This window comes from Nocardia sp. 2TAF39 (assembly GCF_052114905.1).
In the GTDB taxonomy this organism is placed as follows: domain Bacteria; phylum Actinomycetota; class Actinomycetes; order Mycobacteriales; family Mycobacteriaceae; genus Nocardia.
In genome coordinates this window covers 14648-27115 of record NZ_JBFRFQ010000052.1, presented here as the reverse complement: position 1 = coordinate 27115, position 12468 = coordinate 14648, and the positions used below count along the sequence as shown (strand labels likewise).

At 67.3% G+C, this 12468-nt stretch carries 8 protein-coding genes; 2 read left to right on the top strand and 6 right to left on the bottom strand.

Translation table 11 applies throughout. From position 1 onward, the window contains the following. Window positions 1–62 precede the first annotated feature (62 nt). On the top strand, window positions 63–1238 hold the full coding sequence (locus tag AB4Z47_RS25785) for an acyl-CoA dehydrogenase family protein (RefSeq protein ID WP_441954404.1): 1176 nt from the start codon (window positions 63–65) through the stop codon (window positions 1236–1238). Window positions 1239–1245: 7 nt separating this feature from the next. Here the strand turns inward: AB4Z47_RS25785 and AB4Z47_RS25780 are convergent, their stop codons facing one another. Both AB4Z47_RS25780 and AB4Z47_RS25775 read right to left on the bottom strand, forming a co-directional pair. After that, window positions 1246–2298 carry a hypothetical protein gene (locus AB4Z47_RS25780; protein ID WP_441954402.1) on the bottom strand — a complete coding sequence of 351 codons (1053 nt, stop codon included), beginning with the start codon at window positions 2296–2298 and terminating at the stop codon, window positions 1246–1248. Window positions 2299–2413: 115 nt separating this feature from the next. Further along, on the bottom strand, window positions 2414–3628 hold the full coding sequence (locus tag AB4Z47_RS25775; RefSeq protein WP_441954400.1) for an MFS transporter: 1215 nt from the start codon (window positions 3626–3628) through the stop codon (window positions 2414–2416). Between the two features lie 204 nt (window positions 3629–3832). On the opposite strand from AB4Z47_RS25775, the gene AB4Z47_RS25770 reads away from it, so the two are divergent. Beyond that, on the top strand, window positions 3833–5806 hold the full coding sequence (locus AB4Z47_RS25770) for a cytochrome c oxidase assembly protein (protein WP_441954398.1): 1974 nt from the start codon (window positions 3833–3835) through the stop codon (window positions 5804–5806). A 32-nt stretch (window positions 5807–5838) separates the two neighbouring features. On the opposite strand, the gene AB4Z47_RS25765 is transcribed toward AB4Z47_RS25770, so the two are convergent. The 4 genes from AB4Z47_RS25765 to AB4Z47_RS25750 all read right to left on the bottom strand — a co-directional run bounded on the left by AB4Z47_RS25765 (window position 5839) and on the right by AB4Z47_RS25750 (window position 12062). Continuing rightward, window positions 5839–8097, bottom strand: coding sequence for a heavy metal translocating P-type ATPase (locus AB4Z47_RS25765; RefSeq protein ID WP_441954396.1), 2259 nt, complete (start codon window positions 8095–8097; stop codon window positions 5839–5841). Window positions 8098–8110: 13 nt separating this feature from the next. Further along, window positions 8111–8869 (bottom strand): zf-HC2 domain-containing protein, encoded by a 759-nt coding sequence (locus AB4Z47_RS25760; protein WP_441954394.1) that lies wholly within the window; start codon window positions 8867–8869, stop codon window positions 8111–8113. Between the two features lie 59 nt (window positions 8870–8928). After that, a complete protein-coding gene (locus AB4Z47_RS25755; RefSeq protein ID WP_441954392.1) occupies window positions 8929–10293 on the bottom strand; it encodes a flavin monoamine oxidase family protein in 1365 nt (454 codons plus the stop codon). Between the two features lie 191 nt (window positions 10294–10484). After that, complete coding sequence (locus AB4Z47_RS25750) at window positions 10485–12062, bottom strand: carboxylesterase/lipase family protein (RefSeq protein ID WP_441954390.1); 1578 nt, start codon at window positions 12060–12062, stop codon at window positions 10485–10487. Window positions 12063–12468 lie beyond the last annotated feature (406 nt).

The window sequence follows — 12468 nt, the reverse complement described above, 5'->3', positions numbered from 1 at the left end:
TCCCGCGGACAACAGCAGTCGGAGCGCGGGGACCTCGAGTTCCCGGCAGACCAGGAGAAGCCATGGGCTCGTTCGCATCTCGCACCCGCATGTCGGCCGCTGCCGCAGGCTCCGCGTCACTACGGGAGCGGGTGGAATCGTTTGTGGTTGAACGAGTGATACCTGAGGAACCATGCCTCGACGCAGGAGGGGCCGCCGCCGCGGCCGCACGGTCCGAGTTGGCCGAGGCCGCACGGGCGGCAGGGCTGTGGGCAATGCCGCTGCCGGTCGAGCTGGGCGGTCAAGGACTGCCTTTCGCCGAGTATGTGTGCTTGGCCGAAGCGGAAGGTGCCAGCGATTACGGCCCCACGGCGCTCGGCTCGGCGGCACTGTTGGATGTCCGGATGCTGCAGCGTCATGCCGGCGATCGGATCCGGGAGACTTACCTCGAGCGGCTGGTCTCCGGCGAACTACATGCCGCCTACGCGATGACCGAACCCGACACGCCGGGCACCGACCCGACCATGACGACGACTCGAGCGACTTCTGCTCCGGACGGGACGTGGACGTTGTCCGGCCGCAAGTGGTTCGTCAGCGGAGCCCGGGACGCCGACCTCATCACTGTTCTGGCCCGAACCGACGGAGCCGCGCCGGACCGAGACGGGCTCTCGTTGCTGCTGGTGCCCACCGATACTCCCGGCTTCCGACTCATTCGTGAGTTGCCGGTTCTCGGTGTCGGCGGCCAGTGGGAAATCGCTATGGACGAGGTCCGACTGCCGCAAGATTATCTCATCGGCGAGCGCGGTCGAGCGTTGCCGATCGCGAGGCAGCGACTACAGCTCGGCCGGACGCTGCGCTGCCTGCGCTGGCTCGGGCAGGCGCAGCGCGCCTACGAACTGATGTGCGCGCGAGCCCGGACGCGGACACGGTCATCGGGAACGCTGGCCGAACGGCAGCTGGTTCAGCAGCATGTTTTCGAGTCGCTACTGGCCATCCGAACCACCCGACCCCTTGTGCACAAGGCGGCCGCACTCATCGACGTCGGCCATGACGCCAGGGTGGAATCGGGTTTGGCCAAGGTGGCCGCGGCTCGGACTCTGCAGCAGGTGGCCGATTCCGCTGTGCAGGTGTACGGGGCTGCCGGGCTGGGTCCGGACACCGCGCTGCCCAGGCTGCTGCGGATGGGGCGGATGGCGCGCTTGCTCGATGGTCCGGACGAACTGCACATCGAGTCGGTGGCGAGGTCGGTGTTGCGCTGAGATCGCCTCAGGCGTCGAAAGGACTCACCAGCCCGGTCTGTATGGCCACAGCCAAGGCGAAGAAGAAATTGCCCCAGATCAGTTCGTGTGTGGTCGCCAGCCCGCGGTCGTAGTCGTAGCAGCCACCCACTAACCTGCCTGTTGGTCCGGGATCGCCGGGACCGCTCAGATACCTCATGGCAAGTAGCCGGATAATCTTGATGGCCCTCGTCCGCAATGCCGAGGCGTGTCGCGGAACTTGTTGCACTGCAGCGAGTTTGAACAAAGACACCGCCTCGATCGCCGCGGCTGAGGTGTCCGGGGGCGCATCGGCGTTGTCCTCGGCAGGCGGCACCAACGGCTGATCGGCTTCGGTCAGTGCCGCTGCGTCGAGCAGGTACCCGGGATCCAGATGCCAGGACGCATCGGCCAATGCGAGCAGGAGCCAGGCTCGACCGCGGCTCCACCCTCGCCGCGGTTGTGCGCAGGGAACCCAGGCGCCATCGGACCGAGCCCACGCCGGAGTGCCGACTTCTGCCGCGCGCCACCGGGTGAGGTGTGTGTTCAGATGCCTCTGGGCGGCAGGAGGACTTGCCGCCTCCCTGTCCGTGGCCAGTAGTGGCACGATGCCGGGAAGTCCGTCCACGCGGGCAACGAGGCGCAGGCCACCGAACGCTGAACCCCATGGCAGCACTCCGAGGTCGTGATCGAAGTCTGCCAGGCACTGCCGTGCGGCCGCCTCGCGAAGCGCTGCCGCGGCGTTGTCGCTACCCGGTCCCGCCGCCAATGCCGTTCCGTACCAAAGGATCAGACCTCGGGTGGAGGTGTCCGTATCTACCCAGGAAGCCAGTCGTGCTGTTGTTTCCGCGGCAGCCGACCGATCTGTGCACTCGCCGCTACGTAAAGCGCGCAGCCACAGCAAACCGGCCCAGAAGCCGCCGGTCCAGGAGCCCCGAGACGTGGTCACCCATTCGCCCGACGTGCTGTCGGCATACAGCGGAAATCGTGCACCGACAGCGGCGTGGGTACCTGATGCGCGCTCCAGGACCGCATCCAGCGCCGCGTGCGCCCAATCCTTCACGCCGCTGGACCGCCATGGGTCTCGCGCGGTCGCACGGACCGGCTGTGCGTCGCTGGTGTCGGGCGATGGCGAAGCCCGCTCGCACCATCGAAGCCGCGGATTCGGCGCATCGCCGTCATGCCGGCGACCGATCTCGGGAGGTCCGATCGCGGAGTGTCCACAGCGCCGCGACCGTGCCGGCGACGCCGAATTCCGCTGCCACGAACAGCCAGCCGCCGCGGTATCCGATCGACGGCACCGCGGCGCCGAAAAGTGGTGGCCCTGCGGCGAATCCAGCGAAGAATCCGGCCGAGACCAGCGCCGAGTCTCGTCCGGCGCGACCAGGGGCGGAGCGCTGGATCACCAGCACCATGGACACGGCGTTGCCCGCCATCCCGAAAATTCCCACCGCAATCACCGCGACCCACACCAATCCGTCGACCAGTGGGGCGAGAGCCAGCAGGAGAGCGGCCACCGCGGACCCGGCCGCCAACCCTGCGGGCAGTACCACTGCCGTACCTGGGTTACCAGCGACACGGGCCCAGCCGATGCGCCCCGCGATGCCCGCTACACCGAGCACGGCGACAAGTGTTCCCGCGGCTGCGGCGCCGAGCCCGAGCCTTCGTTCTCCGAACAGCGCGAGATAGGTGTTGATCGACGCCATAGCCGCGCCGAGGAACAGTGAGTACAGCGCCAGCCAGCGCACGGCGCTGTCGGAACCTCGTTGCTCCTGCCCGTCGCCGACGCCCGAGCCGCCTTGTCGCGGCGGGTCGGCGGGCAGCGTGCGCCACACCCACAGTGCGACCAGCAGTGCGATGCCCGCAGCCACCCACACTGCCGGACGCCAGCCCGCTGAAGCCGCCAACGCGGTCAGCGGCAATCCGGCTGCGATGGCACCGAGTTGAACACCGGACTGCTTCGCGCCGGTTACCCCTGCCCGGTCGGTCGGCGAGATCACCGCCACGATCGCTTTGTTCGTAGCGGGATTGGCCAACGCCTGCGGAATGCCACCCAGTGCCACAGCCAACAGCAGAACCGCATATCCGGGCGCTGCGGCAATCAGCCCGAGAGCGACCGCGACAACCTGCAGCAACGCGATCAGGCATCGTCGTGGACCCAGCAGATCCACCACCCGACCGGCCAGCGGCGACAGCAGCGCCGCTGTCCCGAATCCCATCGTTGTCGTCAATCCCAATCTCGTAGTCGACATCCCGAGATCCGGCACGATCCGCGGGCCGAGGGCACCGAGCACGAACAACTGCAGCATCGAGAAAGCCATGGCCGCTGTCAGCACCCCGGTCACCGATACTGCTGTCAGCCGGTCCATCGGAACCGTGGGATGTGTCTGCACTGCCGTCCTCCCAACCACGCCGCCCCGCAGCGGCCCTGAGTTCACTAGTCGCGTGGCAGGCCGGTTCAGTTCCGCTTCGGCACGAGCACGGCCCCGTCGATCGCTCGTCCTGATTCCGGTGCGAGTGGGAACTTCTCGCTCGCTCGATCCGACAAATGCGCGGGAGCTGTTTTCCCTTTGGAGAGCAAGACTTTCTTTTGGAGGTTGAGTGAAGCGACGGTGTATGTGAAACGCTGGGACGTCGGCTTAGTTCGGGTGGTCGCGGCGGTGGTGTCGTTCGTGCTCGTCGTGGCGGCGGTGCTCGCGATGGGTGAGCTTCCCTATCGCGCGGCCGGCACCGCCTATCCCGGGCTCGCGGATGCGCTGGGCTATGTGCTGTTGCGGACGGTGGCAGCGCTCGCAGGTGCGATGACGCTCGGTGCACTCGTCTACGCGGTGTGCTGCACGCAGGTCACCGAACACGGGCGGATGACCGTCGACGGTTACGCCGGTCTGCGACTCGCCGAGCGCGCGGGCCTGGTTTGGCTGGTATCCGCGCTGGTGTTGATTCCGGTGACGGCGGCGAATGTGGGCGGGCTGACCGTTTCCGCTCTGGTCCGCACAGGTGCGCTCGGGGCACTGATCGAGGCGAGCGAGAAACCTGAGGCGTGGATCGTCGTCGCGGCGCTGGCCGCCGTGGTGACCCTCGGCGCGCGGCTGACGTTGTCTTGGACCGGGGCCGCCGTGCTGACAATGCTCGCGGCTGTGGCCGTGCTGCCGCCCGCGATGGTCGGCAATGCGGGCGAAGGGCCGAACCACGACTACGGCACCGGCGCGATGATCCTCTTCCAGGTCGCCGTCTCGGTACTGCCGGGGTTGACCTGGTGCGTGGCGGAGCACGTGCGGCGCGACGGATCGCACGCGCTCGTCGCGGTCCGGCGCGCAGCCGTCATCGGGGCGCTGTGCCTGGGGACCGCAGTGCTCAGCGGGTTGGTGCTCACGATGGTGCTATTGCCGTGGTCCCATGTGTGCACCACCGGGTACGGCAGGCTCGGTCTGTGCGCGGCGGCGGCGCTCGTCTCGACCGGATGCACGCTGTGGTCGGCGTACCGAACGCGCGTGCCACAAGCGCGGTCGGCTTTCGTAATCGCCTGTGGGGGAGCGTTTTCCGCGGTAGCACTCAGCGCGCTGGTGGTGATGGCCGTGCAGCCCGCGCCCGCGTTCGTCGACCGGTCGTTCACAGCGCAGGAGGTGTTTCTCGGCTTCGACCTGCCTGATCGGCCCACCTTGTGGCGACTGATGACGCTGTGGCGCTTCGACCTCGTGCTCGGCACGGCGGCGCTCGCCGGAATCGTGGTGTATACCCTCGGCATGCTGCGGCTGCGTCGGCGTGGCGACCACTGGTCACGATGGCGAACCGCATCCTGGCTGGGCGGTTGCCTGGCTCTGCTGACCGCGACCTCCTCGGGCATCGGCACCTACGGCTTCGCGATGTTCAGCATGCACATGATCACGCACATGGCGCTCAACATGTTCGTTCCGGTGCTGCTCGTGCTCGGCGCCCCGGTGACGCTGCTGCTGCGAGCCGTCCCGGCGGCCGGACGCGGAGCGATGCATGGGCCGCGCGAATGGGTGCTCGCGCTGTTGCATGCCAAGCCGGCCGCCGTGCTGGCCTATCCGGGCACCGCGATCGCACTGTTCGTGATCTCGCTGTACGGACTGTATTTCGGCCCGCTGTTCGAGAACCTGATCCGTTACCACTGGGGGCACGTGCTGATGAACGTGCACTTCCTGATCGTCGGCTACCTGTTCTACTGGGGCATCATCGGCATCGATCCAGGCCCGCGCAGACTGCCGCACCTGGGGCGGCTGGGCATGTTGTTCGCGGTAATGCCGTTCCACGCGTTCTTCGGCGTCGCCGTGATGTCGATGAATACTGTTGTCGGCCAGCGTTTCTACCGCAATCTCCAGTTGCCGTGGTCGATCGACCTGCTGGCCGACCAGCGCGTCGGCGGTGGCATCGCCTGGGTTTCCGGTGAGATCCCGATCCTGCTGGTGGTGGGCGCTCTGCTCACGCAGTGGGTGGCCCAGGATCGGCGCACCGCGACGCGCGCCGACCGCAAAGACGACGAGTACGGCGACTCCGACCTCGCCGCCTACAACGCGATGCTCGATCAGCTGGCTCGTACCCGGCGCTGACCCGATACGAACCACGCTGCAGCACAGCGGTTTCAGCAGCCCAGACGAACCCGGCGCAGACGCAGGCTGTTGGAGACCACGAAGAATGACGAGAACGCCATCGCAGCGCCCGCGATCAGGGGATTCAGCAGGCCGAGCGCCGCCACCGGGATAGCGACGACGTTGTAGCCGAACGCCCACACCAGGTTTCCCTTGATGGTGCGCAGCGTCGCGTGCGCCAGCTCGATCGCGTCGGTAGCCGCGCCGAGGTCCTCGCGCACCAGGATGACATCGGCGGCGGCGATCGCGACGTCGGTGCCCGCGCCGATCGCCATGCCCAGGTCGGCCGTGGCCAACGCCGCGCCGTCGTTGATGCCGTCGCCGACCATGACGACCCGATGCCCCTGTTCTTGCATTCGTGCGATCAGCTCGACCTTGCCCTCGGGCAACAATTCCGCGACGACTTCGTCGATGCCGATCTCGTCGGCGACCGACTGTGCGGCGTATGCGTTGTCGCCGGTGAACATGAGCACGCGCAGGCCGAGCCGATGCAACCGGGCTACCGCGGCGGCCGCGGTGTCCTTCACGGTGTCGGCCACCGCGACCACCGCGACCGCGACACCGTCCACTGACACCAGCACGACCGTGCGGCCCGCTCGTTCCTGCTGGCGGACCGCCCGCGCCAGCGCCGGCGGCACGTCCACCCGCTGCTGCTGGAACAGCCGTAGCCTACCCACCTGAACTCGTAGGCCTTCCACGGTGCCGCGCGCGCCCAATCCCGGTAGCGCCTCGAAGGATTCGACCGGCGGCAGCGTGTCGAGCAGCTGCCGCGCGTGCCGGGTGATCGCCGCCGCGACCGCGTGCTCGGAGGCCGATTCCACCGCACCGGCCAGGCGCAGCGCCTCCGGGCCGCTCCGTGTGCCCTCGACGGCTACCGCGACGACACTCATCGCCCCGTTGGTGACCGTGCCGGTCTTGTCCAGCACCACGGTGTCGACATCCCGGGTGGCCTCCAGCGCTTGGTGACCCTTGATGAAGATGCCCAGCTGCGCACCGCGTCCCGATGCCACCAGCAGAGCGGTCGGGATGGCCAGGCCCAGCGCGCACGGACAGGCGACGACCAGCACCGCCAGCGCCGCCGCGGCCGCACGGTCGCCCCCGTTTCCGGCTATCCACCAGGCGCTGAAGGTCATGCCCGCCACCAGGAACACGAACGGCACGAACACCGACGACACCCGGTCGGCGACGCGCTGCATGCGCGCCTTGCCGGTCTGCGCCTGCTCGACCAGCCGGATCATGCCGGAGAGCCTGGTGTCCGCCCCCACCGCGGCGGCCTCGACGATCAGCCGTCCGGTCAGTGCGGTGGTGCCGCCGATCACCGCCATACCCGGTATGACGTCGACCGGAAGAGATTCGCCGGTCATGGCCGAGGCGTCGACGCTGGATTCGCCCGCTGTCACGAGTCCGTCGGTGGCGATGGTCTCCCCGGGCCGCACCATGAATCGCTGCCCCTCCACGAGTTCCCCGATGGGAACCCGCATCTCGCGATCGTCGCGAGTCAGCACGGTGACCTCGCGCGCGCCGAGTGCGGCCAGTGCCCGCAACGCGCTGCCCGCCGACCGCTTCGCCTTCGCCTCGAAATATCGGCCCGCCAGCACGAACGCGGTGACGCCCGCGGCGACCTCGAGATAGATGGCGTCACTGGCCCAGATCGCCGCCCAGACACCGTTCGGCGCGGGTCCGGTCCGGGTCGGGTGCAGGTACATCGTGTCCAGCGACCACAGTGTGGCGGTGAGCACGCCCACCGAGACGAGGGTGTCCATGCTCGCCGCACCGACCCTGGCGCCCGCGAGCGCGCGGCGGTGCAACGGCGCCGCGGACCACAGCACCACCGGAAGAGCCAGCACGGTGAGAATCAACTGCCAGCCGGGAATCCTCGTGGACGGCAGGGTAGCGAACATCACCGACAGGTCGGCCAGCGGGAAGAACGCCATCAGCGTGACGACCAAGCGCCGCAACAGATCTCTGACTTCGACGTCCTCGGCGGTGGAGCGGATCGCCTCGGCGTGGTCGGTCATGGGCGACGCTCCGTAGCCCGCCGCGTCGACCTCCGCGCACAGCCGCTCGGCGCTGACGTCCTCGGCCGCGTCGATCGTCGCCACGCCGGTCGCGTAGTTCACCGACGCGGTGACGCCATCGACCTTGTTGAGCCTGCGCTCCACCCGGGTCGCGCAGGCGGCGCAGCTCATTCCGGTGACCGCGAGCGAGATCCGGGTGGGCGCTTCGGTTGTCGAGGCGAGCTCGGTGGTCATGCGAGTCCATTCACTATGCTGCGGGATCCTGGGTCGAGCGGAGATGGCTGATGCGCTTGCCCAACCGGGCACCCGCAGGCAGGACGAGTTCGGTGGACGCGCGATCGCCGACCGGCGGAGAAACCTCAGGTCGGCGGGTGCGGTGAACCACCGCGACCAACGCGAGCGCGACGACCAACACACCGTGCGACGCGACGCGCGACAGCGGCACCACGCCGGAATGCAGATCGGCGACAACGAACGCGCTCAGCGCGGCGACGAGCACCGACAGTACGGGCAGCACGCCGACGGCGGCATGCGGCCGGACCGCGCAGTAGAGCAGTCCGATCCCGACGGCCAGATTCCACGCCGTGCTCTCGTTGACCAGGTGGCGAGTCGCCTCGGCAGCGTGGTGGCTCATCCCGAAGTCGAGGCCGGCGAGCTGCGCCAGCGCCAACCCGACCTGGAGAACGCCGAGCAACCCGAGCAGCAGACGCGTCAGCCCGGCATGCGAGCTGGGCGCGAGCGCGCGCAACGACGACGCGACCGTGCGCCGCGGCCGTTGCAGCTCGGCGGCGGCGAAGATCGCGTCGGTGCGGTCGGGCGCATGCGATCGGCTGTTACGCACCAGTTTCGATATCTCCACGGCGGCGACGTACCAGGAGCAACACTCCGGGCACTGCGCCAGGTGCTCGTCCACCCGAACTGTGGGAACGGTTTCGCGCTCGCCGTCGATCCGGGCCGACAGCGCCGTCCGGCACACTTTGCACTCCACGTGCAGATTGTCGTCCATTCCGACATGGAAGTTCCCCGAGGGCGTCGGCGTTCGATCGGAAAACCTGCTCGGCTGCCTCAGGCTACGGTCGCGGTTTCGTGTTCCATCACTTCGATCGCCGCTCGTTCACCCGAGCGAATGGCTCCATCGATCCAACCGCACATGGCGGCGGAGCTCTCGGTTCCGGCCCAGTGGATTCGGCCGCAAGGTTTGCGCAGGGCATGGCCGAACTGGGTAAGCACACCGGTTGGTGCGTGACTGAGCATCCCGCCACCGGAGTAGCGCTCGGCACTCCAGTTCTGCTCGATGTAGTCGACGGGGGAGCCGGCCTTGCCGCCGAAACGCTCGACGAGCTCACCGAGTATCGCCTTCCTGCGCTCGGCCTCATCGAGTTGTCCGATCTCCCGCGCGATCGGCCCCTCGGTGATGACACACATGACTCCGGGGCGCGCGGTGTCCGTGCAGGCATCGATCGTGATGGTGGCTGGCGATCCCGGCTTGGCAGACTGTCCCGACAATCCGTCGCGACGCCAGAACGGCTCGTCGTATACGACGGAAATCTTGAAGATCGAGCCGCTCGGCATCCGCTGATGCAGGAACGACCGATCGACCGGCAGCATCGGCTCGTACCGAATCTGGCTGGCGATCGCCAGGGGAACCGCCACGATCACCCGGCGTGCGCGCACGGTCATCTCGTCGGAGCGTACCGTCACCCCGGCTGCGTCCTGCTCGATGTGCCGGACAGGCTGCGCCAGGTGGATCGAGTCGCCGATCTGGGCTGCCATCGGTCGGTAGATGGCACCCATGCCCCCGACCGGTCGCGCATCCTGGGCCGCGTCCTTGACGCCCAGGACGAAGCCCGGCCCGCCTCCCGACGCCATCTGATACAGCACGAAGAGCAATGACACCTCGGAAGCGGCTGAGGTGTAACAACCTGCGATGGCGGTGTCGAGGAGATCACAGGCGGGCTTGGACAGGACATTGCTGTCCAGCCAATGCGCCAGGGTGATCTTGTCCCACTTGTCGGCGTCTTTCGCCGCCCACGGAGCTTCGAGGGGAATCGACTTGCACATCTGTCCCAGCTCGAGAAACACCGCACCGAGGTTCATCGCCGCCCATGGGCTCATTGTCCACGGGATCGTGCCCGTGTAGCGGTGCTGCTTCCCGTCGACCACCATCATGGCCTCACCGTCGGTGTACTGCTTGTAATTCGGCACCCCGAACTCATTCATCAATGCATAAATCCGGTCCTGCCCCGGCCCTATCCAGGCGCCACCGCGATCGATCCAGGACCCGTCCTCGCGCATTTCGGTGAACGTGCGCCCGCCGAGCCGGTCGCGAGCTTCCAGCATCGCCACCGATCGGCCCGCCTGTTTCAGCCGCAGCGCGGCAGTCAGTCCCGCGAATCCCCCACCGACCACACAGTAATCGACGTCTGTCATGGAGTGCCGCCCTCGTGTTGAAGTTCTGCGCAAGGCCGCCGGGCGGCCGGGCGCACTGCTGACCGCACCCCGGCAGAACGGGTGCGAAATCGCCTTCAATCAGGCCTGGTCACACAGCCAGCAAGTCTATAGCAAACTCTGAGGTTCGGTCCGCGGATCAGGGCGAGGCATCGGTTCGGCGAAAGGCGGAGTCAGCGTGGGTGTTCGGACCAGAATCCGCAGTTGTGCCTGGCGTCGAAGTCCTGGGACATGGTGCTGCCGGTTGCTCGCATGGTCAGTACCGGCCCGTCGGGGCTTTGCCCGGTCGTTTCCGGCCAGGCCGACCATGGGGGTGAGTCGGGGCCGTTCGGGTTCCCGGTGTGGGCGAAGGTGGTCCACCATCGTTGCATTTGCCGGGAGAAGGCATCGGATGGTCCGGTCCATGGGATCGGTACGCTCATCATGCTGCTGAACAGGTAGGGCAGTTCGGCGGCGTGGAAGGCGCCGGGCAGCAAGGGGATGGTTTCGCCGAGTGGTGCTTGGTCGAATTCGTACTGCCAGACGGGATGTCCGGTGTCGCGGGCGGCGCGGCTGGTGAACCGTTGGGGGCATGCGAAGAAGCCGTCGGTGATGACTGCGGATTGAGCGGCCGTAGGTGAGGGATATCGGTCGAGTGGGTATCGGTCGAGTACTCGGTCGGCGTAGGCGCCGAAGTATCGGCGGACGTAGCGTTCGTAGCTTGCGGCATCCGGGATGTGACCGAGGGCGTAGTCGGATCCGGCGATGAACAGTGCGCCTTCGTTGCTGTTGCTTCCGACGATGAGGGGCGTTTTTCGGTCGGCTCCTCGGGCGAGTGCGATGTCGAGTGTCTGGGTGACGACGACGCCGTCGATGCTGGGTGACCACGTCTGTGGTAATCCGTCGACTTGGGCTATCGGTGACTCCGACAGCTTCGCGGCGGGCAGTGCACGCAGGCATGCCAATTGCGTCGCGGGATCGCCGCATCCGACGCTTTCGGCGTAGTGCTGTGAGCGTGCGAAGGCATCGTCGCGGTTGCTGGGCGCGAAGGGCGATTGTGCGCAGGATCCGCTTTCGATGATGGCTTTGTCGAAAAGACCATCGGAGGCGGGTGCGGCGAAGTGTGTGCAGACGCTTCCGGCGCCGGCCGATTCACCGAAGATCGTGACGTTGGATGGATCGCCACCGAACGCGCGGGCGTTGTCGTGCACCCAGCGTAGGGCGGCTTGTTGATCTTGAATGCCGACTGTTCCGGTGGCGCCACCGGACTCCGCGGCCAGTCCGGGTAGGGAAATGAATCCGAATGGTCCGAGACGGTAGTTGGGGATGGCCACGATGACATCGCCTTCGGCGACCATCCGTGCGGGCGCGTCGTATTGGCTGTTGGAGCCGCTGACGTAGCCGCCGCCGTAGAAGAACACCATGACCGGCAGGTTCCTGTCGCGCGGGCCCTCGGGTACGTATAGGTCGATGGACAGGCAGTCTTCGCTGGTGGAGCTGATCGGTGGGGTGCCGGGCAGGAACCCGGTCTGTGGACACTCCGGTCCGTGACTGACGGCTTGCCGGACGCCGGGCCACGGTGGTACGGGCTGTGCTGGGTGGAATCGCGCTTCGCCACCGGTGGGTGCGGCGAACGGGATTCCCAAGTATTTGGTGATTCCGTCGGCGGCGAAGCCGGAGATCTCGCCGCCGGTCACGACCACGTCGGGTGGGGTTGCCGCGACCGCGGGCGCCGGACCACTCCCGAACGAGAGGCTGGTTGCTGCTGCCACGTAGATAGCGGATCGCATGATCGAATGAATCATTGCTGCCCAATACCTTCGATGTTGTCGCTGCGGTCGGCGGCGATCGGTTTCCGGCGTCGAAGCGCCGCGGTAGCGGGCGTTGATCGGCCGGGGTGCGCCGCTCGGTGGCCACCGCACACGCACGTCAACACCGTGGATTATCGGCTCAAACGTCTGGGTCGACGCACCGGTCTCGACCCGTCTGAACCCAATGGGCAGTGGTATTGCGACCCGCCCTCATCGGCCCGCGGTTATCAGCAGCCCATGCTCGAAGTACGGCCTGACGGTCAGCGTATCGACCAGCCAGACCAGCGACATCGCATTCACCGCATCTCGGACAAACGTTACAGCGTTCGGTGGCGCGTCAACGTACACAGCGCGGAGAAGGCAAGGA

Bases quoted from the DNA above. Each gene is read 5' to 3' on its own strand.
- AB4Z47_RS25785 (WP_441954404.1), top strand. From the start codon at position 63: ATGGGCTCGTTCGCATCTCGCACCCGCATGTCGGCCGCTGCCGCAGGC.
- AB4Z47_RS25765 (WP_441954396.1), bottom strand. From the start codon at position 8,097: ATGACCACCGAGCTCGCCTCGACAACCGAAGCGCCCACCCGGATCTCG.
- AB4Z47_RS25760 (WP_441954394.1), bottom strand. From the start codon at position 8,869: ATGGACGACAATCTGCACGTGGAGTGCAAAGTGTGCCGGACGGCGCTG.
- AB4Z47_RS25755 (WP_441954392.1), bottom strand. From the start codon at position 10,293: ATGACAGACGTCGATTACTGTGTGGTCGGTGGGGGATTCGCGGGACTG.